Genomic DNA, 26,220 nt, shown 5'->3' on the forward strand with positions numbered 1-26,220 from the left:
GGGTAAGGAATTTTACGCTTTCTCATCTGATCATGATTCTTCGAAAGTTGAATGGATTTTTTCCGATTTTTCTCATTAAAAAATCATTTATAAAAATTACCAGTGCCTACTATTGTAGCATATTTATCAATTATTTTCAAACACGACCTCTCTTTTTATAAGTGTGAAGAGCACTTTATGAATTTTGAACAAAATCCATTTGGAATAGGATTGACTATTCTAAACATTTATTTACTATTACAACTCAGACGAAAAAGACCAGAGCGTCACTCTGGCCTTTTCCTGTTCAGTTTAGCTTGTAACTAAACTTAATCTTCTTTTTTGCGAGTAGTAGCTGCAAGGCCTGCACCTAAGCCCAAGATAGCCAATCCTGCTGCTAAAGCTGACACCTGAGACTCACTTCCTGTATTTGGAAGGTGACCTTTTTCAGTTTGTGTCACTTTTTCTTCTTGAGATTGTGCTCCTATTTGAGCCAGTTGGTGCGCATCTGGATTGACAGGAACTTGTGGGTTTAGTTCTTCTTGTGCTACAGCAGTTCCCACTTCCACGATACGATCTTGTGCTGCTAGCTTATCAAAGGTTTCTTTCGATGTACGCTTACCGTTTTCGACTTCTACTAGGTGGACACGAACACCTTTTCGGCCTTCTTGGATCACACGAGTTTGCCCTACTGGAAGTTTATCGTTCTTACGTTCTTGAACTTGGAAATCAACTTCCTCTTCTTCCACTAGGAGCTCTGGCTTGTGATGAACCAAATCTTTGACACCATCAAGCGGTTGAGCCGTACCACGTTTAGTTCCTACTTCCACGATACGATCTTGCGCAACTATCTTATCAAAGGTTTCTTTCGATGTACGCTTACCGTTTTCGACTTCTACTAGGTGGACACGAACACCTTTTTGGCCTTCTTGAAGAACACGACTTTCACCCACATAAAGTTTGTCAGTCTTACGTTCTTGAACTTTGAAATCAATTGCCTCTTCTTCAACCAGAAGTTCTGGTTTTTCATGAACCAAATCTTTGACACCATCAAGCGGTTGAGCCGTACCACGTTTAGTTCCAACGAGAAGAACCCGGTTAACAGGAGCCTGAAGCACTTCACGGAGTTTCTCTTCACGAGTTCCGTCTGGACTAACAGATGTAAGAATGCGTTCCTTACCAACTTGTCCTTCTTGTTCTACACGACTTTCACCTACATATAGACTTGGATCTTCTTTTTCAACAGTTTGGAAGGCAAGTTCCTTTTCGACAACCTCAAGACTTGGATTCTCTTCTTGAATAGCAGGGGCTGTTTTCTCAGAAACCGGTTTTTCCTTGGTCAACTGGATACGGTATTCCTTGACTTGTTTTCCACTTTCTGAAACGAGACGAACAAGTACTGGAAGGCTATCATCGCCACTATCTACAACTGTTGAAGCTACTTGATTGCTTTCTTGAACGGTCACTTTTGGACGTTGACCTTTATAGGTAATTTGATAGTCTTGACGGTTCTCAGCGAAATCAGGAAGTTCTTTTCCATCTACAAGAATCTTCGATTGAGTGCTTTCTTGAGGGAATTCGCTTGGTGCAAGGAAGGTCATCTCAATCATCGCAACACCGCTCTTGTCTGCTTTACGCTCCATACGCCATCTCATAGCTTTGGCTTTCACAGCTTTAAATGTTACGTTGATTTCATCACCAGCTTCAATATCTTTATCCGCACGATAAGGAACAGCTTCCCAGTTATCTGGATTGTTGAATGGATGGCCTGATTCGTAGGCTTGGTAGTTTGAATAGTAGGTAGGCACTTCAAAGTCTGGACCAATATAGCGTTCCAAAACGAGTTTAGATGGCGCATCCGTTCCACTATCTGCAAAGAAGTGAAGTTTGGCTTGCGCAACAGTCCGTTCTACAATCTTACCATTTTCACGGAAAATAACTCCTGTTGATACTTCTGGATTAGAAGATGGTGTTGGAGACCAGTTTGTCCAACGACGATTTTCATTGTGGTCTCCATCATTGATATAGTCTACACGGTCATGTGAACTTGGATCAATATCATTGGTTGCAGAAGCAAAGGCTTGGTTACTGTTTTCATCATAGTTAGGGTTGTTTGAGAGAGCCTCACCAAGTTTGTCTGTCACTCGTACAGTGAACTCCGCAACAAGGTCACTACCAAGGACACGGCCTCGAACAGTAAAATGACCTGCTTTTGTCAGATTTTCTGCTGGAACTTTTTCCCATTCCACTGCCAAGTCTTTTGTCTCATAGCCGTCTTTACCTGCGAAGTAAACAGGAACCTTCGTTGGCAATTCAAGTGGTTGCCCTACTTGTACCAAGCGAGCTTGTTTGACCGCAGCAACTGGTTTACGAGAAAGTAAGTCTTTATCCTTAGTGAAGCGCAGACGGTATTCTCCTAAGATGTCGCCATTTTCAGCTTTTGCAATGACACGAACTGGCTCACCTTCACGAACGCTTGGAACAACAGTAGCCAGACCATTGTTGCTAACACTTGCTGTTACTGCAGGAACTTTTCCATCTACAGACTCAAGGTAGTAGTCTGTCAAATCAGGGTTAAAGTTTGCTAAGTCTTTACCGTCAACTTGGATTCTTGTTTGTCCTTGTTTAGCTGCTGCGACTTGTTTCGCAAAGATTTGTACCTCTGTGATAGAAGTTCCACGCTTGTTATCTGCTTTCACCATGCGAATGCGAACAGCATAGGTTTCAACTTTATCAAAGCTAAAGTGATTCATTTCTCCAGCCTTGAGTTGAGTAGGGGCTTTTAGATTGGTAACTGGTTTCCAGTTAGCTGGATCGTTAAAGACATGTTCTTCATTGCCTACAAAGCTAGGGTTTTTAGGAGCTGTCGGAACGGTCTTACCGACATAATATTCAATCACATAAGACTTCGGTACACCAACTCCGTGGTCTTCGTGGAATCCGACACTTAGATTATCAACTGAACGTTTGCTCAAGATACCTGAATCTCCGAATAGGACACCGACTGAAGCTTCTGGATTAGTACGATTCCAGTTTGTCCAACGGTTGGCTGGTCGGTCATTAAAGGAAATCAGTTTATCGTTGACATTTGAAACAGGATCGCTTGGATTGGAGTCTGAAGCAAAGGCCAGTGGCAATTCTGAACCGGTCCATTGGTCAGAAATATTTGCTCCCTTCTCAGTTTGAGCAGATACGCGAACATGAAGTTTAGTTGTTAATTGCGTACCTTCTAAGCGACCATTAACTGTAAAGACACCTTCCTTGGCGTATTGCTCTGGACGAATCGTATCCCAAGTAACTTTAGCTGATGAAACGTGACCATTTGAATCGTAGGTGCGAACACTTTCTGGTAATTGTGGCGCTTCTGCAATTGGGGTCGTCACACTGACTTCTTCAACTGAAACGATGCCTTCTACAGAGACTTTTGCACGCGCTTCAAGATCAAGACCTTCAACTTTACCTAGAACTTCAAAGGTTTGATAGTGGTCGAGTTTTTCTTTTGGAATGGCTTGCCATGTGACTTTGTGGGCTTTAGGGAAACCTTTGTCATACTCAACCGTTACTGTTGATGGAAGAGTAGGTTCTTGATGCAAGTCTGTTACTACATTTACTGGCCGGATAGCTTGGGCTACTTTTTTCTCAGTATTGGCCTGAATCGTGAGATCGATTTGACCTGTAGCCCCCTCATATTCTGCTTTGAGAGTGACTGTTCCTGGCTTATGTAACTCAAGCATTCCTTTACGAACTGCGACTTCCCCTTCACCACTTGTAGAGAAGTTCACCTTATCTGCTGGTAGAACTGCTTGTGTTCCATCTTGATAGTGAGCACGAACCGACAATTTGACTGTTTGGTCTTCTTTGAGAGCATCAGCTTTCTCCACTTGTAGGCTCAAATGATCAATTTTTGGCGCTTCTTCGAGGAACTGAATAGCATACATTTGAAGAGGGCCACCATCATTTGGTTGAACAAAGATGCTTGCACGCATGCCGTTTGCTGCGCTTGCTTGGACTACAGTAACATCCGCATTTTCTGCACTTGCTATGACTTTTGGCAACTCAGCTCCATAAGCAAGTGTGCGGTATTGCACTGGTTTTTGAGTAGTAAGACCTGTGACAGCTTCTCCACCAACCGTTACAGTTGGTACTACAGGAGCCGCAGGATTACCTTCTTCTACCACAAGGGTAGCGTGAATAGTCTCACCACCCAGTTGACCAGTCATTTGAATACGTGATCCTGCAACTGACAGTTTGGCTTTATCTGCTTCCGCAATCTCCCACTTATCAACTTCGTATTCTTGTACGCTTCCATCCGTAACAGCAATAGAAACGTATTTGTCAACAGCGCTCAAGTCTGTTCCTGGAGCAACACGCTTAACAGTTGGAAGCTCATTTGCGATTGCTAGAATTTCGACACGGGCCTCAACTTCGCGTCCGTCTGCCATACCTTTAACAGTCACAACTCCTGCTTGGCTCACATCAACTGAAGACCAAGTTACTGGACGTTTTTCACGACTGCCATCACTGTAGATAAAACCGACTGTCTTCGGCATTTTTGGCTCTTTCTCAATAACAGTACGTACTTTTGGTACTTCTGTCCCGAGAACAGTCTTTTCTTGGTCTTCTTTTTTACCAGTAAAGACAGTTACTTGACCAGATTTCAAGAGATCTGAATGAGCTGTTAGTGTGAATTTACCTGCTTGTTCAGTTGATTTAACAATGGCAACCCCTTTACCGTTAAAGGCTCTACGGATCCAAGAACCATCTGGTTGCGCCTTGTAGCGTTCACGGCTGGCTTGTTCCCCATTGTCGACACCGACCAGTTGACCCTGTCCATGCAATTGGAAACGAACCAAATTATTGGCAGTTGGTACCACATTTCCTTCACTATCTACGATTTCGTAGTAGATGTAGGTCAAGTCTTTTCCATCTGCTGCGATTGCGTGTTCTTCCTTGACGAGACGAACTCCTGCTGGTTGGCCTGCAGTAGTGATCTTATCACGTGCAATTTCGTTTCCAGCTTCATCGCGAGCTACAGCTTCTAAAGTACCTGGTTGGTACGCAACCTTCCATTCAAGATAGAGTTCCTTAGCATTGGCACCTTCTTGGTAAGTGCGGCCATCACTGGTTTGTTTCTTGTTGAACTTCTTAACTCCAAGAGATTGACCATTTAAGAACAATTCTACGCTTGCAGCGTTTGAGTAAGCTCGAACTGGGATTTTTCCGTCTGAATCTTCAACTTTCGATGCCAATTCTCTATTTTCCCAGTTCCAGTGAGGAAGAAGGTGCACCATCGGTTTCTTCTTGGCAGAAACCCATTGGCTTTGGTAGAGATAAAAGTCATTTTTTGGAATACCGGCTGTATCTACGATACCAAAATAAGAGCTCTTAACGGGAGTTTGGTTTTGGTTGTGCCATGGTGTAGGTTCACCGATATAGTCCGTACCTGTCCAGATAAACTGTCCAGCATAGCCAGCGTTGTCACGGTCAAAGGTCCATGAAGCGGTTGCCGTTTTACCCCAGTTAACTCGGTCATTACCATAGTCAGACTGTTCGTAATGACGCTCAGGTCCGTTACTATGTTTCAATTCATGTTCAGGACGATAGTAACTTCCACGTGTACGGGTAGCTGAAGATGTTTCCGAACCATAAATCAACCAGTTTGGATGTTTCGCACGAAGTTTCTTGTAGTTGTCTTCTGAATAGTTGAAACCAACTGCATCGAGTTCTTCGGCAATCTTCTCATGACCACCGCTACCATCACCAAAGCGGAACTTATCTGCTCCCATAGTAACATAACGTGTAGTATCAACATCTTTAATCACTTTTACTAAGCGTTTAACCGTTGCAAGAGAGTGAGCCTTTCCATCTGCTTCACCAATTTCATTCCCGATAGACCACATGAAGACAGCTGGGTTGTTTTTATCTCTTTCGACCATGGTACGAAGATCATAGTCAGACCATTTTTCACCTTTTCTAGCTTCTGGGTGAGTGGCATCTTTTTCAAAGAAACGTCCGTAGTCATAAGGTTTCTTACCACCATACCAAGTATCAAAGGCCTCTTCCTGAACCAGCAAACCAAGTTCTGCTGCGATTTGCAAGGTCTGTGGACTTGCAGGGTTATGAGTTGTACGGATGGCGTTAACGCCCATCTCCTTCATTTGTTTGAGACGACGGTATTCTGCCTTATAGTTTTCTTCTGCTCCAAGCGCTCCGTGGTCATGGTGCAAGGAAACACCATGGAATTTAATGCGTTCACCATTCAAAGAGAAGCCTTCATTTGGAGTCCAATGATAGTAACGGTAACCAAACAGATCCTTCTTAGCATCAACCAATTGACCGTCACGGTAAACACGCGTAATCAATTCGTACAAGGCAGGTTTATCATTTAAAACTGTCCAGAGTTTTGGTTGTTCAACTTCTAAAATAGCATCAAGACTTGTTGATTCATGTGCTTTCAAGGTACGGCTCGCTGTACGAACCAAGCCTGTTACAGCCTGACCACCACGTTCAACGATTTGATACTCTACCACCAGTTCATGGTCTTTATCGTCTGTATTGACAATTTTGCTGGCTACATGAGTTTCAACCTTGCTGTGTTGCTGTTGTTCAAGTTTTGGTGTTAAGATAGTTGTCCCATTTTTCTCAACATGAACCTTATCTGTCACTTGCAAGGTCACATCACGGTAGATACCACTACCTGAGTACCAACGGCTACTTGGTTGTTTGTTAACCGCATGGACAGCAATCACATTCTCACGACCATCTTTGTGAAGATATTTGGTGATATCGTATGAGAACTGGTTATAACCATTTGGATAATGCCCCACTAACTGACCATTGACATAGACTTGAGAGTCCATATAGACACCATCAAAAGTGACACGAACATTTTTCTTGAGATCTTTTTCATCAAGTTTAAAGGTCTTGCGATACCAAGCTTCACCACCATTGAGCTGTCCACCCTCGTTTTGGGCAGGTGACTGATGGTCAAAATCGTTAAAGATACTCCAGTCGTGTGGGAGATCCAATTTTTGCCATGTTGATACGTCGGCATCTGATTTCACAGCTTCTTTAGGATTCACATTGAGTTTAAAGTGCCAATTTTGATTAAAATTCACTTTTCTATCTTCAATCATTTGATTCACTTCTTCATTTGTCGCAGCTTTCAACTCTTCCTTGACAGGCTTTTCTTGACTTGAAGCTTGAGATTCTACCTTTGGAGCTGTTTCTTCAGGTTTTAGTGACGCTTTCTCCTCTTTTGGAGCTACAGGTTCATCTTCTTTCTTCTCTGGTTTGCTTGCTTCAATTGGAGCAGCTTGACTTTGGTCGACACTTGCAGCATCCTTGCGCTCTGCTACAGCTTGATTTTCTTTTTCCTCCACTGCCGGACTTTCCTCTTTTGCTTGTTCCACAGTGTGAGTAATTGGAGTTTCATCCGCGAAAACTGGTGATTCTCCAATGACACTTCCTCCAAATAGAACCGCACAGGTTCCAATCATGACAGAGCAAGCTCCTACGGCAAACTTACGAATGCTGTAGACTCTTTTACGATTCCAATGGCCTTTTTCCATAAAATCCTCCTTTAGTAACCGCTTCCATTTTTCTTGTAAGCGTATTACTTTTTCATAGCCTTTTACTCTTATTTTATAAAATAATATAGGGAATTTCAATACCATAAACACAAAAAATCATATTTTTGATTGTTTTTTCTAAAATTTGTAGAAGATTCAAAAAAGTGAATGTAAATTTAGAACAAAAACAAACAATTTTTTGACACTCAGTTAAATATTATAAAAAACTCCTTTTGTAAGGAACTCCTTTTACTTATAATTAAAGATTCCCCCTGCCAACTTATCAGCTAACTTGGGGAAGAGGGTATAAAACTTATGGGCTAGGTTCAACAAAATTGGGAGATTGAGTTCTCGTTTGTTTTTTCCTATGATCTTGACGATTTTTTTAGCAACCGCATATGGTTCTAAGAGAAAGCGGTCAACCGACTTGAGGTAGCTCCCATCTGGGTCTGCCTGGTCCAAAAATCCTGTTCGGATTGGTCCTGGATTAACTGTCGTCACATAGACACCATAGGGCATGAGTTCGAGGCGCAGAGCGTTTGAAAATCCAATAGCCGCAAACTTGGTCGCTGAGTAGAGACTGGACTTGTTAGTCGCTATCAAACCTGCCATACTGACGATATTGATAATATGACCCTTTCGGCTTTTCTTCATTCGAAACGCAAGGCGACGAGACAAGTTCATTAGGGCAAAGGTATTGACCTCAAACATCTGGTGAATGTCTTTGTCAGAAATCTGGTCAAAATCTTCAAAAATTCCATAGCCAGCATTGTTAATCAAGACATCAATCTTGCCATAACGGAGATAGAGGTCAGTTACCAGAGTTTCTAGGGCTGAGTCATCAGTAATATCGATTTCAATCAATTCTACACGGGGATGATTTCCATATAGCTCCAACAGTTTTTCCTTGTTTCTACCTAGTAAGATGAGTTGGTCATCTGGCAAGAGTTTGACCATTTCTTGGGCTAGACCACCACTGGCACCTGTAATGAGAATCGTAGACATACTTATCCTTTCTCAATCTTCTATATTTCCACTTCTTCCAAGTCTTTGACTACATGGACATTTTCAAAAACAGTAGCCGCATCTTTCTTGAGCTGGCTGATATCTTTTGAGAGGAAGCGGGCGCTGATATGATTGAGCAAAAGGCGTTTGGCTCCTGCTTCTGCCGCTACTTGCGCAGCCTGCATGTTAGTAGAGTGACCGTGATTGCGGGCAATTTTCTCATCGCCCTTTCCATAAGTTGACTCATGGACAAGAACATCAGCATTGACGCCTAGACGCACACTGGCATTGGTTTTTCGGGTGTCTCCAAGAATAGTAACTACCTTGCCAGGTCTCGGTGCTGAGATATAGTCTGCCGCCTTGATTTCAGTTCCGTCTTCGAGAACAACATCCTGACCGTTTTTGATTTTTCCAAAAAGAGGTCCAAATGGGACACCTGCAGCCTTGAGTTTTTCAGCATCCAAGGTACCTTCTAGGTCCTTTTGCATAACGCGATAGCCGACACAGAAAATAGTGTGGTCCATCTCCTCTGCATACACAGTGAATTTATCGGTCTCAAGGATTTTCCCAAGGGAATCTTGGTCAAATTCATGAAAATGAATACGGTAAGGCAGGCGAGAACCTGACACACGAAGGCTGGTTAAGACAAATGACTTGATCCCTTGCGGCCCATAAATGTCCAAATCTGTCTGCTCTTCATTAGCCTGAAAAGCACGGCTGGAGAGAAAACCTGGTAAACCAAAAATGTGGTCTCCATGCAGGTGGGTGATAAAGATTTTGCTGACCTTACGTGGTCGAATCGTGGTTTCCAGAATGCGATTTTGCGTTCCTTCTCCACAGTCAAAGAGCCAAACTTCGTTAATCTCGTCCAAGAGTTTCAGGGCGAGACTTGAAACATTGCGGGATTTGGAGGGCTGACCAGCCCCTGTTCCTAAAAATTGAATATCCATTCGATACTTTCTAATTAATCAATATATAACATAGCTGTGCGATTTTCCGATCGGAAATAGCGCTTACCAGAAAAAACAACAGCTTCTTGCAGTAAATCCTCTTGGCTGTAGCCTTTAAGACGTTTGCGACCATCTGCTAAGTTTTCCAGGTCTGTCAGAGGAGTCAAACTCTCCACAGAGACGACTTCTTCCTCTCCAATCGCCTTCATGTAAATCTTTCCAGACTCCTCATAGACTAGCTGATGGGGGAAAATCTGAGCAATTTCAAAGAGAAAGTCAGCTGTGATTGCTTCCTCAGTTTCTGAGAAAATCCGTCCAAGACCTTCTTCCTCATAGCAAAAACCAAAGGATTTACCAGATAGGTTAAGGCGAATAAAAGGCTTGTTTTCTATGGTGAAACTAGGTTCAGCATTGTAGAGGCGCAGTTCATGACTGAGTTTTGCAAAATAATCCGTAGCAGCTTCAGGACTCTTTTTCTGGTAGAGTTCAGCAAAGTAGGCATTGACTACACTCGGCGGAGGTGTGATGAGAGCCAACTGCTCTTGTTCTGTTTTACCAGCTAGAAGTTGATCCAGATAGACCTTGTCCAGACTTGTATAACCTCCATACTTTAGAGCCAAAGTTTTAATATCAGTCATAAAATTCCTCTAACCTCCATTTATTTTTCTCGGAAATATAGCCTGTAATGACTTCCCCGTCATCCTGATAATCGCGATCTTCCAGAATCGCCACACTTTCTAAATCATGTATCTTGTAAGACTTAGAAAAGGGCACGCGCAGAGTAAATGCTTCAAAAATTTCCTTAATCTTATCTAGCAATAAAGCTTGCAAGTTCTCACGACTACCTTGAGACTTAGCTGAAATCATTGCGTACGGTGTCTGGGTAGGAGTGAAATCCTCCACCAAATCCGCTTTATTATAAAGGGTCAAACGAGGAATATCCTCCATATCCAAATCTTTCATGATAGACAGAACCGTTTTTTCATGCTCCTCATGATAAGGATTGCTAGCATCAATGACATGAACTAGAAGGTCTACATGCTTGCTTTCTTCCAAGGTCGACTTAAAACTTGACACCAACTCAGTCGGCAAATCTTGAATAAAGCCAACGGTATCAGTCAAGGTTACCTGTAGATTGCCCCCCAGATGGATGCTTTTAGTTGTCGCATCCAGAGTCGCAAATAATTCATCTGCTTCATACTGGGTCTTGCTGGTCAAGGTGTTCATGATAGTTGATTTCCCAGCATTGGTGTAGCCAATCAAACCAATCTTAAAGGTACTCGACTCCAGACGTTTTTCTCTAACTGTTGCCCGATTTTTCTCAACCACCTTGAGCTGACGCTCGATATCTGTGATTTGATTGCGAACACTACGACGGTTCAGTTCCAGCTGGCTTTCACCAGGTCCACGGGAACCAATTCCCCCTGCCTGACGGCTGAGCATAATTCCCTGACCAACCAAGCGAGGTAAGAGGTACTTAAGCTGGGCCAAATGCACTTGAAGTTTCCCTTCATGGCTTCGAGCCCGCATGGCAAAGATATCCAAAATCAACTGCATACGGTCAATGACTTTTACTCCAAGAATTTCCTCCAAATTGACATTTTGCCGTGGAGTCAAGCGGTTATTGACGATGACAGTAGTAATTTCTTCTGCATCCACCATCCGTGCAATCTCTTCCAACTTACCAGAGCCAACAAAAGTCTTGGAATCATATTTTTCACGTTTTTGCCTGTAGCTATCTACAACAACTGCTCCAGCAGTCTTAGCCAGACTGGCCAATTCTTCCATGGAGAGGTCAAAATTGTCCATGCCCTGCAATTCCACACCGATGAGTAGGACACGTTCCTCTTTTTTCTCCGTTTCAATCATCTAAAAACTCCTCTATCTGGCTTAAAATGCAGTCCTGCACGCCAGGCTCTCCTATCTGATAAAAGGTGACCTGCATGCGATTACGGAACCAGGTCAACTGACGCTTGGCAAAACGACGGGTCGCCTGTTTGAGACTCTCGCTCGCTTCCTCAAGAGTTTGCTCCCTACGGAAATAAGGAAAGAGTTCCTTGTAGCCAATGCCTTTAGCTGCCTGCACATCTGGATAATGGTCAAAGAGCCACTTGGCCTCGCCCAAAAGCCCAGCCTCAAACATCAGATCCACTCGGCGATTGATACGTTCATAAAGCTGGCTACGCTCATCATCTAAGCAGATAATCAGTGGTTCATAAGGACTTTCTTGATTTTCCAAATCCTGACCAAAATGGACGATTTCCAAGGCACGCATGGCACGACGACGGTTAAACTGGGGAATTTCCAGGCCTGCTTGCTTCACGAGATGGGCTAATTCCTCATCTGAATAAGGCTCCAAACTAGCTCGATAGGCTAAAATCTCCTCATGAGGTGTCTCCCCACCTAGATGGTAGCCTTCCAAGAGACTCTGAATATAAAGCCCTGTTCCACCAGCGATAATAGCTAGTTTTCCTCGACTTTGAATGTCTTCTATAGCCTTTTTAGCTTCTGAAACAAAATCAAAAGCCGAGTAAGACTCGGTCACCTCTCTGACATCAATCAAATGATGAGGAACTGCAGCTTGCTCCTCTGGGCTAGCCTTGGCCGTCCCAATATCTAACCCTCTGTAAACTTGCTGACTGTCACCACTGACCACCTCTCCACCAAAGCGCTTGGCCACTTCAATAGCAAGGGCAGTTTTTCCAACAGCAGTCGGTCCAACAATCACAATTATTTTTGTTTTCATCTTTTTTCCTTGAAAAATTCCCATTTTTTCGTTACTATTATTATATCATAAAAAGGTCAGTCAGAAAAATGCTACCCCTTGAGGAGCCTGGCTGATCGGGAAGATAAAGGAGGAAGACTCATGGCTAAAGGATTCGCTAAAGGTCTTGTAACAGGTGTTGCAGGAACTGTCGCTGCTGTTGCAGGAGCAGTATACGCATTTAAAAAGAAAGTAATCGAACCAGAAGAGCAAAAAGCAGCTTTCATCGAAGAAAACCGTAAAAAAGCAGCTCGCCGCCGCGTATCACATTAAGCAACAAAAGAAGTTGAGAAATCTCAACTTCTTTTTATTTTCTTTTATACTCAATGAAAATCAAAGAGCAAACTAGGAAGCTAGCCGCAGGCTGTACTTGAGTACGGTAAGGCGACGCTGACGTGGTTTGAATTTGATTTTCGAAGAGTATTAAATAGCTAGGTCAAACTTCAGCTGTGGCTTGACCGGATTATAGTCAACCAACTCAAAGTCTTCGGCTTTGATATCAAAGAAATTGGTCTCATCTGGCACATTCAAGACCAAACGTGGTTGGCAGTTTGACGGCTCACGACGAAGCAATTCCTCTGCTTGTTCAAATTGATTATCATAGATATGGAGGTTGTTGATAAAGTAGAAGAACTTCCCAACATTCCAGCCGAAATGCTTGGCAATCATCATTTGAAGAGCTACGTACTGCATAGCGTTAATGTGGTGGGCCACCAGCATGTCATTAGAGCGCTGGGTCAAAGTCGCATCTAGATAAATTTCTCCATCTACTCGACGGACATCAAACATGGTTTGAAAGGCGCATGGAAGGAGGCCGTCTGTCTCCTCAAATGCTTGGTAATCCCATAGTGAGATGATATTACGACGATTCCAAGGGTTGGCTTCCAACTGTTTGAGAATCTTATTGATGATGTCGTGTTTCTTAACAACTGCCCCATAGCGCTCACCAATGGTTCCCGTATCTCCCACTTCCCAGTCATTCCAGTAGTGAACATTGTACTTGTTATTTAGCACTTCTAGGCTATTAGACTGGTCTTGGTAGATCCAGAGAACTTCTTTTATAGCTGATTTGATTGCAATGGGTCGCAAGGTCGTGATGGGGAATTCCCCTTTTGCCAGGTCATACTCAGCAAAGGCACCCGTTACGTACTTGGAGTTGGCAATAGTCCCATCCTTGTACTTGGGACGTGCTTGTTCAGAAAAGACGCCGTCTTTGAGGATTCGTTCAATATTCTCTTTAAAAATCGTATCTGCTTTTGTCATTTACTCTCACCTCATTTATAGTCTTAACTAGTATAGCATAAAAAAGAAAAGAGGAACATTACTAACTCTAGGTTAGCATTTTCCCTCTTTTATTATTTTATTGCAATACAAGTGATGCTGCTCCGATAACTCCAGCGTCATTTCCTAGAGTTGCAAGAGCCAATTTTGTGGATGTGCGTACTTGTGGGAAGGTATTTTCGTCATAGACCTTTTGCACGCCTTGGAGAAGGAATTCTCCCGCAGCTGACACCCCACCTCCGATAACAATCGTTGAAGGATTGAGGATTGATCCGATATTGGCACAAGCAATTCCCAAGTATCGTGAGAAGTTACGGTAAACGATCAAGGCAAGGTCGTCTCCTTCTTTTGCAAGGTCAAAGACAGTTTTAGCAGTTACTTCTTCACCGTCGTCGATCAAGCGTTTCAAGGCCGCATCGCCTTCGTATTCATCTGCATAACGACGAGTCAAGTTGACAATCCCTGTTGCTGAAGCAACTGTCTCAAGACAGCCTTTTTTACCACAGGTACATGCGATTGGTTGGTCAAAGTCAACAGTGATGTGACCAAGCTCACCAGCAGCACCAGCAACACCGTGGAGCAATTTTCCTTCTGCCACGATACCGCCACCAACACCTGTACCAAGTGTCATAAAGACAACGTCCGGTTGGTTGTCACCAGCGCCCATCCAGCGCTCACCAAGAGCAGCTACGTTGGCATCATTATCGATGAAGAATGGAATACCCAAGGCTTTTTCAATCTTTTCTTTAATTGGTTGAAGGGTTTTCCAGTTTAGGTTGTAGGCACCGATAACAGTTCCTTTTTCACGGTCAACCACACCAGGTGATCCCATTCCAATCCCTCGGAAGTCTGTAGCTGACAATCCAAGCAAGTCCAAACGATGTTGAATAGACTCAATCATATCATCTACGATATGGCTTCCTTCGTCCAAAATATTGGTCTTGATAGACCATTTTTCTTGGATTTCTCCCTCTTGAGTTAAAATTGCAAATTTGATAGATGTTCCACCAAGGTCAATCCCAATAATCTTTTGACTCATCGTCTTCTCCTTTTTAATTGAAAATGCTTACAGATATAGTATAACAAAATCGTTAGATTTGTGCAAAGGTTTGCGTGGAAAAGTTACATCTAATAATTAATAACTATTTATCCCCTAGTTTTTGAATGGCATAGTTTGCTTCTTCTTTTGTAAATTTTCCAATCCTAGGAGAAGTTAGCCTGTTATAAATTTCTGTTTTTGATAAATTGCTGTATTTTCGGTATTCTCTTGCTTGAATTAAGGCATTTGATTTATAATCTGCATTCAAGTGATCGATGGCATACTGCGCTGCTGAACTTGAAAAACCATGCGTAACTCGTGACGTTAATTGGTCATAGAGATCTTTTTTTGACATATGTGAAGACGAATTATAACTTTTCGCTTTAATTAAAGCAGCATTGTATTGATTCCCGTCTGCTGGTTTTGGTTGCCAGACACCATCGTATCCTACATAGTAACGGCCACCATCTACCCATTTGTCCTTAGCCATTTTACCGTCTGATTCAACATAATAACGGCCACCATCTACCCATTCATTCTTGGCCACCTTACCATCTGATTTATAATAATAGTATCCTACCCATTTATTGCGGGCAATGCTTCCTTCTGGTGTTAAATCTAGTTTTTGAATGGCATAGTTTGCTTCTTCTTTTGTAAATTTTCCAATCCTAGGAGAAGTTAGCCTGTTATAAATTTCTGTTTTTGATAAATTGCTGTATTTTCGGTATTCTCTTGCTTGAATTAAGGCATTTGATTTGTAATCTGCATTCAAGTGATCGATGGCATACTGCGCTACTGAACTTGAAAAACCATGTGTAACTTGTGACGTTAATTGGTCATAGAGATCTTTTTTTGACATATGTGAAGACGAATTATAGCTTTTCGCTTTAATTAAAGCAGCATTGTACTGGTTCCCACCTGCTGGTTTTGGTTGCCAGACACCATCGTATCCTACATAGTAACGGCCACCATCTACCCATTTGTCCCTAGCCATTTCACCATCTGATTCAACATAATAACGGCCACCATCTACCCATTCATTCTTGGCCATCTTTCCATCTGATTTGAGATAATATTTACCTACTCATTTATTACGAGCAGAGCTTCCTTCTGCTGTTAGATAATAATATGAACCATAGTTTTTATCATAAATCCAGTCACTTTTAACCATCTTTCCATCAGAATCAACATAATACCGACCACCATCTACCCACTCATTTTTAGCTCTCTTTCCATCTGATTTGAGGTAGTAATTTCCTACCCAGCCAGACTGAACTTTAGATTGTGATTTATCCTGTTTAGGAGTTGTTTCTTTAGCTTTTTCAGTCGGTTTGGGTGCCGGCTTCGGCGCGGGTTTGGGTGCCGGCTTTGGCGCGGGTTTTGGTTCTGGTTTCGGTGCTGGCTTCGGCGTTGGTTTTGGTGCCGGCTTCGGCGCAGGTTTTGGTGCCGGCTTCGGCGCGGGTTTTGGTGCCGGCTTCGGTGCGGGTTTTAGTGCCGGCTTCGGCGCGGGTTTTGGTGCCGGCTTCGGTGCGGGTTTTGGTACCGGCTTCGGTGCGGGTTTTAGTGCCGGCTTCGGCGCGGGTTTTGGTGCTGGCTTCGGCGCGGGTTTTGGTACCGGCTTCGGCGCGGGTTTTGGTGCCGGCTTCGGCGCTGGTTTTGGTGCTGGTGTTTTTGGTTTCTCAGCTGGTTTTGGTGCTGGTTTTGGTGCTGGCTTTGGCTCTGGTTTCGGAGCTGATTTCGGCGCTGGTGTTTTCGGTTTCTCAGCTTGATTTGGCGCCGAAGTTGTATTCTCTTTTACAACCTTACTATTTTTAGATACATCCTTTTCTTGAGCAGAAACATGCTGAGCCGAAAAAGGAAAGGCTCCAGTTGTATCTGTAAGTGAAATGAGTCCCAGCGTTGCAGTTGCTAAGCTGGTTACTAAAAATTTTTTTGATTTTTTCATAAAAATCTCCATTATTTTTATTGATTTATACTTATAGTATACCATATTTTTAATTTTACTCTCAAATCAAATATTAAATATTCAGAAATAAATCTAAAACTTAATTGAAAAATCCATAGTTATATCACTTCCAACTCATACAAACCTCTGACTGCATTACAGCAATAGATAGCCTCCGTCTGAGCTAGGTCTTTTAAAGTCAAGACTTTTTCCTCTACCTGTCCTTTTTCCAGCAAACACTGACGATAAATTCCTGGCAAAATTCCTAGGCTGGTAGGCGGTGTGTAGAGTTTCCCAGCAATTTTCAGAACTAGATTCCCGATAGAGGTTTCTAATAGCTCTCCTGCTGCATTATGGTAAATGATTTCCTGTTCCCCTAGGCTCAAATGCGGTCGGTGAGTGGTTTTGAAGTAGGTAAATGCTTGTTGCAAATCCGCTTCCTGAAGGCAAAGTTTGGCTTGGCAGAAGCTTGGACTAAGGGGTGTTAAGTTTTGGCGACTAAGTTCCATCTCTCCAGACTTGCTGAGAGAAATTCGCAAACGGTAGTCTTGGTGGGAATCACAAGCTTGACACTCTTCCTCTATCTTTTGTCTCAAGTATTCTGGATCAAAAGGAAAAGTAAAATAACGACTCGCCTCTGTCAGTCTTTCCAAATGTTGATCTTCAAACAGCAGCCTCTTCTGGCTGATTTTTCCAGTTGAAATCAGTTTGAAACGAGCTTGTTTACGATAGAGAACAGCCGCCTTTTGATGAACTTCACGGTATTCAGATTCCCAGGTGCTATCCCAAGTAATCCCGCCGCCAACTCCATAGATTGCTTGGCCCTTGTGAAGTTGAATGGTCCGAATGGCGACATTAAAAATCCGTCGTCCATTTGGAAGCAAGAGACCAATCGTTCCGCAGTAGACTCCTCTGGGTTGTGGCTCCAAGTCCTTGATAATTTCCATGGTCGCAATTTTGGGTGCTCCCGTTATGGATCCACAAGGAAAGAGAGAACGGAAGATTTCAACTAGGTCCACATCCGATCGCAACTGACTCTTGATGGTCGAAGTCATCTGCCAAACAGTTGAATACTGCTCTACCTGACACAGACGCTCCACGTGCTCGCTGCCCACTTCAGAAATACGGTTCATATCATTGCGCAAGAGATCCACAATCATCATATTTTCAGAGCGATTTTTAGGATCCTGCTCCAACCAACTAGCTTGGGCAAGGTCTTCTTGGTCAGTCACTCCCCGCTGGGTTGTTCCCTTCATTGGACGAGTCGTTAATTCTCTGTCATTTTGCTCAAAAAAGAGCTCTGGGCTCATGGAAATCACTGCCATCTCATCATGTTCAACATAGGCATTGTAGCCCGCCTCCTGTTCTACCACCATGCGATTGTAGATGGCAAAAGGATTGGCACTTAAGTCTTGCTTGAGTTGGACGGTGTAGTTGACCTGATAGGTGTCCCCCTGACGCAAATGATGGTGAATCTGCCCAATAGCTTTTTCATAGTCCTCTGCAGATGTTACTTCCTGCCACTTTGAAGACAAATCAATATCATCATAAGTCAGAGGAATAGGCGATGTTTCTACGTTATCGTGAACCGTAAAGTAAAGCAAGTACTCGCCCAGTAGAGGAGACTTGTGAACTGCTAGTTTTTCCTCAAAAGCAGGTGCAGCCTCATAGCTGACATAGCCCACGGCATAATAACCTTGCTCTTGGTAGCTTTCCACTTGTGCCAGCAAGTCTGCCACTTCTGATAAATCTCTCGTTTTTAACTCTATGATGGGCTGGGTAAAGGTGTATCTCTCTCCCAAAGCCCTAAAATCAATCACTGTTTTTCTATGCATACCTTTAGTATAGCACAAAAAAGCCGACCTAGAACAGCTAAATCCAGCTTTGTTTACTGATTTCTATAACGGAAAATCTTCTCTAAGTTTCTTTTTTCTACTTTTTGGCAATTCTCCATCAGATAGCACCCCTTCTTCTTGTAAATACTGGTCTTGCTTGGAACACTTCGCACAAGAATTCAACAACAAAAACAGAGAGAGTCTTAGTTGCTATACCCTTACTCTCTCTATCTTTTACTGTTCAGAAACTAAAAATTGATTTGAAGTTTTAATGATGCCTACCGTTTCTTTGACATCTAAGTCATCCGTGTACAGAAAATGATGTTTCTCACTATTTTTAGCCAAGAATTCATTTCTTGCTTGGATTGATAAATCGCCTGTTCTCTCAATTTCTTTCCGAGAAGAATCCCTATCTTTCAAGGTTTCTTCTTCTGCCATTAAGACACAATACTTTAGCTTAATTTGTTTTTCCTTTAAGAAGGCTACAATTTTCTTCAGTTGATCTTCAAATATGACATACTCTATCACGACAGTAATGCCACGGTCGATGAAATTATTGGTCAGACTGATGATATTATCCCAGAATAAATCCATGTAAAATCCATCATCTTCCCAAGGAGCTACGAGACCTCCTTTAATCATTAAGTAAATCATGTCTCCCTCTATCACTGCACTTTTGTCAAAAGAATAGGCCAACTCTTTGCTGACGGTGCTCTTTCCAACGCCTGGGGGACCTGAAATGATATAAACACAATTTTCCAACTTTATACCTCTACATACTTGAAATATCTCTAACTTACGATAACTTTCAGCCCACTTATGACTTTCTTATGAAGTCTTCAGGATACTGCGCACGCGCACCTCCGATTAGTTTTGGACGACTAGCTAGAGCCGTTACATGGGCATGGCCAATCTCACGCAAAACTGGTCGAATCGGAACCTGCACATGTTTGACATGCATGCCAATTGCAGTATCTCCGATATCAATTCCTGCAAGAGCCGTGATGAACTCCACTTCAACAGGGTCCTTCATAAACTTAAAGGCAGCTAGCTGACCCGAACCCCCTGCATGAAGAGTTGGAAGGACGCTAACGATTTCCAGACCAAACTGCTCCGCTACTTGACGTTCAACGACCAGAGCACGATTGATATGCTCGCATCCTTGAACGGCTAGATGGATTCCTTTCACTTTCAGGATATCCAAAATCGTCTTCACAATGATTTCGCCAATTTCTTGGCTTGATTCCTTGCCTATATGGCCGCCTAAAACTTCGCTAGAGGATAAACCTAGGACAAAGAGGCTTCCTTCACGCAATCCAGCCTTTTCCAAAACATCTTCAATTACCTGCTGTGTTTCTGTTTTAATTCTACTTTTGTCCATCACTCTTAACCTCATTTTTCTCCTACTATCATATCTTTTTTTACTGATTTTATCAAGACGGACTGATTATTCTAATTTTTCAAAGTAAAACTCCCAGAATAAACTGGGAGTTAACTTGTTTCAATTTTATTGATGTATATTTCAACCGTCGTTCCTTTTGAAGGGGCAGAGTCGATCTTCATCTGATAGTTTTCGCCAAAATGAAGTTTGAGCCGTTGATCGACATTTTGAAGACCAACTCCCCCACGTTTGAGGTTACTCTGACTACTATCACCAACATCTTGGAAGCCAACTCCATCATCCTCAATGCGGATGACTAGTCCTGAATCCTTTTTCTGGACAGAGACTTTAATATGGCCCTGACCTTCCTTTTCCTTGATGCCATGATAAAGAGCATTTTCTACTAGAGGTTGCAACACCAACTTGGGTAAGACTAGGTTACCAAAAGCAGGATCTTCATCAATCTCATACTCCAGCTTATCACCATAGCGTTGTTTCTGGATAAAGAGGTACTGGCGGACATGATTGATTTCATCAGAAAGAGAAATCAAATCCTTTCCTTGATTAAGCGCCAAGCGGAAATAGGTTGCCAAGGACTTGGTCACCTGAACCACTCGCTGACTATCCTGAAATTCAGCCATCCAGATGATAGTGTCCAAAGTATTGTAGAGGAAATGGGGGTTAATCTGGCTTGACAATGCTTGAAGTTCATACTGCCGGGTCGCTTCTTCCTGCCTGTGCACATCTGCCATCAGCTGATCAATCTGATCCAACATGGCATTAAACTGGCGAGTCACTTCTCTCAGTTCATAGGCGCCAGCTTCCTTAGCACGAAGATTTTGAGCACCAGAAGCAATTTCCAGCATGGTTTCTCTCAGGTCCTTCAAAGGCGCAATCCAGCGTTTGAGACTGAACCACACCAAGCAGAGACAGGCAAGAAGAGATAAGGCACTAGCAGCAAGCAAGGTCCACATGAGTTGACTCCGAACCTGATCTAACTTCTCCAGTGAAGACACGCCTATAACCGTCCAATCTGTTCCTGCAATCTTTTCCTGACTGACGTAGGATTGATGATCCAGCGTATAGCCCTGCCCCGTCTCGATGTAGGGTTTCATGGCCTCCATTTCGCTAGACGAACTATAAACTGTACGTTTAGGATGGTAGACAAATTCATGCTTTTCATTGATAATGAAGGCAAAACCCTGCTGACCCAACTGGAGTTGGTTGAGATAGGCTTCCAGAGTTTCATAGGAAATATCCAAGCGAAGCACACCAAGATTGGCTCCCTTTGCATCAACAAGTTCCTGAGTGACAGAAATAACCCACTGACTATCCGATTTACGAGCTGGGGTTAAAACTGGCTTAGCTCCCTGATGAATAGCCTTTTGGTACCAATCCTCAGCCATCATATCTGAGGAAGTTTTCATCTGCACACTGTCATCTGTAGAAATAACCTGACCAGATTTGGTTACCAGTACCATCGTTTTCAAGTCTTGGTCAGCCTTTAAGATGGTCAAAAACAGATCTCGGATTTCCTTGACCTTGTCTTGACTAGGATTCTCAGCATAGGCTAGGACATTCTTCTGCTGGGTCAAACTGGTAGAGGTGGTTTCTAATTTTTTGATATAAGACTGAATAAAGTGGCTAGTTTGGCTAATGGTCGTTTGGCTATTGCCCTCAATAGTGGCCTCAATGGCTGATGAACTCGATTGATAGTAGAAAGTCCCAACCAGAGCTAGGAGAATGAGAAAGACCAGAAAGATGGAAATAACCATTCTGACTAAAAGAGAAGAACGCTTCATCGGCCTTCTCCCTTCTTAAACTGACGAGGTGTCACACCTGCAATCTGTTTAAAACGTTGGGTAAAATAGTTCATATCTTCAAAACCAACCTTCTCAGCGATCTCGTAAATCTTTAAATCTGTTGTCAAGAGCAAGAGCTTGGCTTGTTTGACACGCTCTCTCACCAGGTAATCCTGAAAAGGCAGCCCCAACTCTTTCTTAATTAAGGAACTCAAATAAGTCGGACTAAAACCTAGGTCACTGGCCAAAGACTTCAAACTAAACTGACTGTCAGCTAGATGGGACTGGATCTTCTGGGCCATATTTCCCTCAAACTTATCGGTCAGTAAATCTTGTAACTGTTCTTCTCTTTCTTCCTTGTCTAGTTTTTGCTTGATTTTCCCCAACATTTCCTCAATATCCTGACGAGAAAAGGGTTTGAGCAGATAGTCATCTACACCGAGTTTGACAGCAGACAAGGCATAATCAAAATCATCGTAACCCGTCAAAAATACCAGATGCACCTGAGGATAGGTTTCTCGTACCAGACTGGCCAACTGGATGCCATTTAGCTGAGGCATATTGATATCAGTTAAAATGATATCTGGCACCTGCTTTTGAATCAAGTCCCAAGCCTGTCTTCCATTTTCAGCCTGACCGATGATTTCCATATCGTAGGCTGCTACATTGACCAGCTTGGTCAAGCCTTGTCTTACCAGATACTCATCTTCTACGATTAAGATTGTGTAGGTCATGCTCTGCTCCTTTACCACTTACTAGTATCAGTATAGCAAAATTCTCCTCTAACTGCTTAGGAAAGACTTCTTAATCTACATAATCTAGTAAATAAGCGTAGCCTTTTTCTGCCATTTGGTCTTTGGGAATAAAGCGGATAGAGAGACTATTGATACAGTAGCGCAAGCCCCCCTTGTCCTGAGGTCCATCTGTAAAAACATGACCAAGGTGAGAATCTCCAACTCTGCTCCGCACTTCCATACGCGTCATATTGTAAGACTTATCTTCCTTGTAGGTGGCAACATCTGGACTAATTGGTTGGGTGAAACTAGGCCAGCCACAACCAGACTCAAACTTATCCTTTGATGAAAAGAGGGGTTCGCCAGTTGCCACATCCACATAGATACCAGATTCAAATTTATCCCAGTAGCGATTTGAAAAAGCTCGTTCTGTTTGATTTTTCTGAGTAACTGCATACTCCTCAGGTGACAAGGTCTTTTTCAATTCTTCATCGCTTGGTTTAGGATATTTGCTGGCATCAATGACAGGATAGGCTGCCTGATTGACATTGATATGACAGTAACCATTTGGATTTTTCTTGAGGTAGTCTTGGTGATAGTCCTCAGCCACCACAAAATTCTTCAAGGCCTCCTTTTCAACTGCCAGAGGTTGGTCATATTTTTTAGCAACTTCATCAAAGACTTGGTTGATTACTTCCAAATCCTTATCATCTGTGTAATAAACACCAGTACGATACTGGGTCCCCACATCATTTCCTTGTTTATTTTTGCTGGTTGGATTGATAATGCGGAAGTAATGAAGCAGAATTTCCTTGAGGGAAATTTGATTGGCATCATAGGTGACATGGACAGTCTCCGCATGTCCTGTTTGGTTAATCAATTCGTACTTGGTTGTTTCCCCTCTTCCGTTTGCATAGCCTGAAACGGCATCGGTTACTCCAGACACGCGTGAGAAGTATTCCTCCACTCCCCAGAAACATCCCCCAGCTAGATAAATTTCGTGCAAGTCTGCGTCTTTACTCACTTCTGTTTTTTTCACTGTTTTTCCTCCTTGGCTAACTGACGCTTTCTCAATTTGCGAGCTGTCTGTCTGCCCTGCATTTCGCATCAATAGAAAATAGAAACCGGTTATGGCTAGGAGAATGACCCCTGCCAAGACAAAAAGTTTTACTTTATCATTCATAGCCTTTCTCTACCCCATTTCTTTCAATTCTTTTAAAATCATATCCTTATCCATAAAACCTGGTTGCGTTTTGACCAGCTTGCCTTCCTTGTCTATAAAGGCTTGAGTCGGATAAGAACGGACACCATAACTTTCCAAGAGTTTACCTGATGGATCAATTAGAACTGGGAAATTTTTATAATCCAATCCCTTGTACCAATTCTTAAAGTCCGCTTCAGATTGCTCCCCCTTGTGTCCAGGAGACACCACTGTCAAGACCACATAGTCATCACCAGCTTCTTTAGCAATTTCATCCGTATCTGGAAGACTGGCTAGACAGATGGAACACCAAGAAGCCCAGAATTTGAGATAAACTTTCTTGCCCTTGTAATCAGACAAACGATAGGTCTTGCCATCTACACCTGTCAGTTCAAAATCAGCGACTTCCTGACCTTTAGTCGCAGTTTTCGAACTAACTTGTTCTGTTTTGGATTGCTCCTTCATAGTAGACTCGTCTGACATGTTTTTAGCCGAACAGGCTGCCAAGCAACAAATTGAGCCTACTCCAAGGAGACATGTTTGCCATTTTTTCATTTCTTTTTCCTCTCTATTCAAATAATGTAGTCAAAATGGAAGCATTTCCCAAAAGCACCAAAATTCCCATTACGATAATGAGCAAACCACCCACTTTTTTGAGGGTTCCGAGATAAGGATGAAGTTTTCGGAAATGTCTCAAAATATAGCTGGAGGCGAAAGCTAGAACCAAAAATGGTAGTGCCAAACCCAACGTATAGACTAACATGAGACCAGCACCCTGCCAAGCTCCTGAACCACCTGAAGCCGCCAAGGCTAAAACAGACCCCAGAACTGGCCCCACACATGGCGTCCAAGCAAAACTAAAGGTCAACCCCAGTAAAAATGCCTGACTATAGCCGTTACCCTTTTTTCCCTGTCTCTTTAGTTGTAGCCTTCTTTCCTTGTAGAGCCCCTGCAAATGTAAAACTTCCATCTGGTGTAAGCCCAAGAGGATAATAACCGCACCCGTCACATACTGAAACCAAGAAGCATACAGCAAATTGCCTAAAAAACCAGCTCCATAGCCCAGTAAGATAAAGATAAAAGAAATTCCCGCTATAAAGGCTAGAGTCCGCAATAAACTAACAAGTGAGATTGAAAATTTTTTGCTAGAAGCCTGAGCACCATTCTTATCATCCAACAAGACTCCTGCATAGACCGGTAACAAAGGTAAAATACAAGGAGAAAAGAAGGAAAGAATTCCAGCAAGAAAAACACTGATAAAAAAGAATACATTGTCCATATCTTTTCACTCTTCTTTCTTTTGATAAGTCTATTATAATTCCCAAGTCTAAGAAAAAACAGGGACAATGATAGGGAAAAATAGGAATTTAATCAGCTTATTTAGAAATCTTGCACAAAAAAGCCAGACAAGGTCTGACTTTGATGGAAACGGAAAAGAAAATTCACTACTCTTCTCTGCTTATCTGATAATAAATTAGGTCCGCAACGTAGTCTTTTCTCTCCACACCATTGGTAACCGTCTTAAGATAGGACATCCCCGCCTTTTCCATCACACGACCTGAAGCTGGGTTGAGACTGGCATGACGACGAGGATTACCGTTACGTCGTTCTATTTTACAAGACCGAACACTTTACTGGCGAGCTCCAATCTTCAGATGAAGGAAAGGTATGGTGGGAAGAGTTAGAAAATCTATCTCATCTAAAACTGGCAACTAAGGATATGTCTGATATGCTTCGTGTTTTTTTGGAAGATGATCTCAGTGAATTCTTCTACTATAAAGACGACGAAGACTGGCTTTATGATTTGAAGTAAAAAATAGGCTAGGAAATTCCTAGCCTATTTATTCTGCATTTGTCTGAACGTAAGCCGCAATGACATCTGACGTGTACCGGGCTGTTCCAGAACCAAACTTGTCAATGTTTTCCTTAAACTCTGGGTTGTAGACGTAGCCTTTACCGATATGACCGAAGACTTCAATAGAGCAGTCAAATCCATAAGTACGAATGGCTTGCAAGAGCTTAGCTGCTTGCTCTTGGTTTTCAACTGCTGTTTCAGGCAGACCAGCTTGAAGATTTTGTGCCAAGGCTTGAAAAACTTGGTTAAAGGCAGTCGTAGCCTCGTCTTCGCGGCCTTTTTGGCGCTCGAGAGCCTGATCCATGACTTCTTGTCCATATTTCTCTACTGCTTCTTGGTGATATTTTTGATTGTCTTGATAGCTAAATCCAGTGAATTTTTCCTCAATCGTCATTTTTCTTTCTCCTTTTTGTTCTTGAATGGTTTTTTGCAAGGTGGAAATCAAGGTATCCAGATGTTGCCTTTCTCGAGTTAGATAGTCCAACTGCCTGGTCAAATGGGGCAATAAATCTGTCCTTTCTTCCTTTAATAGCTCTGCTATTTTTTCTAAAGAAAAGCCTAGATACTTGTAATACAGAATGACTTGAAGCCGTTCCAAATCCTCCTGACTGTAGGTTCGATAGCCGTTTTCCGACTTTAAAGGGATCAAGAGTCCTATCTTGTCATAGTGGTGCAGGGTCTTGACAGAGACACCTGAAAGCTGCGCAGCTTCTTTTATATGGTACATGATTTCCTCCTTATACTCAATGAAAATCAAAGAGCAAACTAGGAAGCTAGCCGCAGGCTGTACTTGAGTACGGTAAGGCGACGCTGACGTGGTTTGAATTTGATTTTCGAAGAGTATTACATTGATAGTATAACCCCTCCCCTTAGGTCAG

The 26,220-nt window shown here is 42.7% G+C and carries 18 protein-coding genes and 3 pseudogenes; 2 read left to right on the plus strand and 19 right to left on the minus strand.

What is annotated here, in order from left to right; all coding sequences use genetic code 11:
- Positions 1-308: 308 nt before the first annotated feature.
- The 6 genes from bgaA to miaA all read right to left on the minus strand — a co-directional run bounded on the left by bgaA (position 309) and on the right by miaA (position 12,251).
- A complete protein-coding gene (bgaA, locus tag HF881_RS08955; protein ID WP_169447204.1) occupies positions 309-7,550 on the minus strand; it encodes an LPXTG-anchored adhesin/beta-galactosidase BgaA in 7,242 nt (2,413 codons plus the stop codon).
- A gap of 249 nt (positions 7,551-7,799) precedes the next feature.
- A complete protein-coding gene (locus tag HF881_RS08960) occupies positions 7,800-8,555 on the minus strand; it encodes an SDR family oxidoreductase (protein ID WP_169447205.1) in 756 nt (251 codons plus the stop codon).
- 20 nt (positions 8,556-8,575) lie between these two features.
- Entirely contained in the window at positions 8,576-9,505 is a 930-nt protein-coding gene (rnz, locus tag HF881_RS08965; protein ID WP_169447206.1) for a ribonuclease Z, read from the minus strand.
- Between the two features lie 14 nt (positions 9,506-9,519).
- Positions 9,520-10,143 carry a cystathionine beta-lyase gene (locus tag HF881_RS08970; RefSeq protein ID WP_169447207.1) on the minus strand — a complete coding sequence of 208 codons (624 nt, stop codon included), beginning with the start codon at positions 10,141-10,143 and terminating at the stop codon, positions 9,520-9,522.
- A complete protein-coding gene (gene hflX / locus HF881_RS08975) occupies positions 10,136-11,374 on the minus strand; it encodes a GTPase HflX (RefSeq protein ID WP_169447208.1) in 1,239 nt (412 codons plus the stop codon). Before hflX ends, HF881_RS08970 begins: the two co-directional genes overlap by 8 nt.
- Complete coding sequence (gene miaA / locus HF881_RS08980) at positions 11,367-12,251, minus strand: tRNA (adenosine(37)-N6)-dimethylallyltransferase MiaA (RefSeq protein WP_169447209.1); 885 nt, start codon at positions 12,249-12,251, stop codon at positions 11,367-11,369. The genes hflX and miaA overlap by 8 nt, the downstream gene beginning before the upstream one ends.
- A gap of 120 nt (positions 12,252-12,371) precedes the next feature.
- Here miaA and HF881_RS08985 point away from each other — a divergent pair, with 120 nt between their 5' ends.
- Positions 12,372-12,542, plus strand: coding sequence for a DUF3042 family protein (locus HF881_RS08985; RefSeq protein WP_169447210.1), 171 nt, complete (start codon positions 12,372-12,374; stop codon positions 12,540-12,542).
- A 150-nt stretch (positions 12,543-12,692) separates the two neighbouring features.
- On the opposite strand, the gene HF881_RS08990 is transcribed toward HF881_RS08985, so the two are convergent.
- The 12 genes and pseudogenes from HF881_RS08990 to HF881_RS10555 all read right to left on the minus strand — a co-directional run.
- Positions 12,693-13,532, minus strand: a complete 840-nt coding sequence (locus HF881_RS08990; RefSeq protein ID WP_169447211.1) for a thymidylate synthase — start codon at positions 13,530-13,532, stop codon at positions 12,693-12,695.
- 97 nt (positions 13,533-13,629) lie between these two features.
- The gene (locus HF881_RS08995) at positions 13,630-14,589 is read right to left on the minus strand and encodes an ROK family glucokinase (protein ID WP_000078548.1); all 960 of its coding nucleotides are present in this window, start codon (positions 14,587-14,589) and stop codon (positions 13,630-13,632) included.
- A 103-nt stretch (positions 14,590-14,692) separates the two neighbouring features.
- Positions 14,693-16,534, minus strand: a pseudogene (locus HF881_RS09000) (Ltp family lipoprotein).
- A 119-nt stretch (positions 16,535-16,653) separates the two neighbouring features.
- The gene (gene pabB, locus HF881_RS09005; protein ID WP_169447212.1) at positions 16,654-18,369 is read right to left on the minus strand and encodes an aminodeoxychorismate synthase component I; all 1,716 of its coding nucleotides are present in this window, start codon (positions 18,367-18,369) and stop codon (positions 16,654-16,656) included.
- A 234-nt stretch (positions 18,370-18,603) separates the two neighbouring features.
- Positions 18,604-19,131 carry an AAA family ATPase gene (locus HF881_RS09010; protein ID WP_169447213.1) on the minus strand — a complete coding sequence of 176 codons (528 nt, stop codon included), beginning with the start codon at positions 19,129-19,131 and terminating at the stop codon, positions 18,604-18,606.
- A gap of 55 nt (positions 19,132-19,186) precedes the next feature.
- The gene (locus HF881_RS09015; RefSeq protein ID WP_169447214.1) at positions 19,187-19,750 is read right to left on the minus strand and encodes a TIGR01440 family protein; all 564 of its coding nucleotides are present in this window, start codon (positions 19,748-19,750) and stop codon (positions 19,187-19,189) included.
- 110 nt (positions 19,751-19,860) lie between these two features.
- Entirely contained in the window at positions 19,861-21,552 is a 1,692-nt protein-coding gene (locus HF881_RS09020) for a sensor histidine kinase (RefSeq protein ID WP_169447215.1), read from the minus strand.
- On the minus strand, positions 21,549-22,286 hold the full coding sequence (locus tag HF881_RS09025; protein WP_169447216.1) for a response regulator transcription factor: 738 nt from the start codon (positions 22,284-22,286) through the stop codon (positions 21,549-21,551). Before HF881_RS09025 ends, HF881_RS09020 begins: the two co-directional genes overlap by 4 nt.
- A 70-nt stretch (positions 22,287-22,356) precedes the next feature.
- Positions 22,357-23,469 (minus strand): peptide-methionine (R)-S-oxide reductase MsrB, encoded by a 1,113-nt coding sequence (gene msrB, locus HF881_RS09030; RefSeq protein ID WP_169447217.1) that lies wholly within the window; start codon positions 23,467-23,469, stop codon positions 22,357-22,359.
- A 9-nt stretch (positions 23,470-23,478) separates the two neighbouring features.
- Complete coding sequence (locus HF881_RS09035) at positions 23,479-24,042, minus strand: redoxin family protein (RefSeq protein WP_038806163.1); 564 nt, start codon at positions 24,040-24,042, stop codon at positions 23,479-23,481.
- 13 nt (positions 24,043-24,055) lie between these two features.
- Positions 24,056-24,766 (minus strand): thiol-disulfide oxidoreductase-associated membrane protein CcdA2, encoded by a 711-nt coding sequence (ccdA2, locus tag HF881_RS09040; protein WP_169447218.1) that lies wholly within the window; start codon positions 24,764-24,766, stop codon positions 24,056-24,058.
- A 166-nt stretch (positions 24,767-24,932) separates the two neighbouring features.
- Positions 24,933-25,073 (minus strand): annotated as a pseudogene (locus HF881_RS10555) (GNAT family protein); the annotation flags it as partial.
- On the opposite strand from HF881_RS10555, the pseudogene HF881_RS09045 reads away from it, so the two are divergent.
- Positions 25,061-25,300, plus strand: a pseudogene (locus tag HF881_RS09045) (DNA mismatch repair protein MutT); the annotation flags it as partial. The pseudogenes HF881_RS10555 and HF881_RS09045 overlap by 13 nt on opposite strands.
- A 28-nt stretch (positions 25,301-25,328) precedes the next feature.
- Here the strand turns inward: HF881_RS09045 and HF881_RS09050 are convergent.
- Positions 25,329-26,069: a MerR family transcriptional regulator gene (locus HF881_RS09050; RefSeq protein WP_169447219.1), complete on the minus strand. Its 741-nt coding sequence runs from the start codon at positions 26,067-26,069 to the stop codon at positions 25,329-25,331.
- Between the last annotated feature and the right edge of the window lie 151 nt (positions 26,070-26,220).

This window comes from Streptococcus sp. WB01_FAA12 (assembly GCF_012843315.1).
Classification (GTDB): Bacteria; Bacillota; Bacilli; order Lactobacillales; family Streptococcaceae; genus Streptococcus.

Coding starts and splice junctions, on each gene's coding strand:
- bgaA (WP_169447204.1), bottom strand. CDS start 7,550: ATGGAAAAAGGCCATTGGAATCGTAAAAGAGTCTACAGCATTCGTAAG.
- HF881_RS08960 (WP_169447205.1), bottom strand. CDS start 8,555: ATGTCTACGATTCTCATTACAGGTGCCAGTGGTGGTCTAGCCCAAGAA.
- rnz (WP_169447206.1), bottom strand. CDS start 9,505: ATGGATATTCAATTTTTAGGAACAGGGGCTGGTCAGCCCTCCAAATCC.
- HF881_RS08970 (WP_169447207.1), bottom strand. CDS start 10,143: ATGACTGATATTAAAACTTTGGCTCTAAAGTATGGAGGTTATACAAGT.
- hflX (WP_169447208.1), bottom strand. CDS start 11,374: ATGATTGAAACGGAGAAAAAAGAGGAACGTGTCCTACTCATCGGTGTG.
- miaA (WP_169447209.1), bottom strand. CDS start 12,251: ATGAAAACAAAAATAATTGTGATTGTTGGACCGACTGCTGTTGGAAAA.
- HF881_RS08985 (WP_169447210.1), top strand. CDS start 12,372: ATGGCTAAAGGATTCGCTAAAGGTCTTGTAACAGGTGTTGCAGGAACT.
- HF881_RS08990 (WP_169447211.1), bottom strand. CDS start 13,532: ATGACAAAAGCAGATACGATTTTTAAAGAGAATATTGAACGAATCCTC.
- HF881_RS08995 (WP_000078548.1), bottom strand. CDS start 14,589: ATGAGTCAAAAGATTATTGGGATTGACCTTGGTGGAACATCTATCAAA.
- pabB (WP_169447212.1), bottom strand. CDS start 18,369: ATGCATAGAAAAACAGTGATTGATTTTAGGGCTTTGGGAGAGAGATAC.
- HF881_RS09015 (WP_169447214.1), bottom strand. CDS start 19,750: ATGGACAAAAGTAGAATTAAAACAGAAACACAGCAGGTAATTGAAGAT.
- HF881_RS09020 (WP_169447215.1), bottom strand. CDS start 21,552: ATGAAGCGTTCTTCTCTTTTAGTCAGAATGGTTATTTCCATCTTTCTG.
- HF881_RS09025 (WP_169447216.1), bottom strand. CDS start 22,286: ATGACCTACACAATCTTAATCGTAGAAGATGAGTATCTGGTAAGACAA.
- msrB (WP_169447217.1), bottom strand. CDS start 23,469: ATGAATGATAAAGTAAAACTTTTTGTCTTGGCAGGGGTCATTCTCCTA.
- HF881_RS09035 (WP_038806163.1), bottom strand. CDS start 24,042: ATGAAAAAATGGCAAACATGTCTCCTTGGAGTAGGCTCAATTTGTTGC.
- ccdA2 (WP_169447218.1), bottom strand. CDS start 24,766: ATGGACAATGTATTCTTTTTTATCAGTGTTTTTCTTGCTGGAATTCTT.
- HF881_RS09050 (WP_169447219.1), bottom strand. CDS start 26,069: ATGTACCATATAAAAGAAGCTGCGCAGCTTTCAGGTGTCTCTGTCAAG.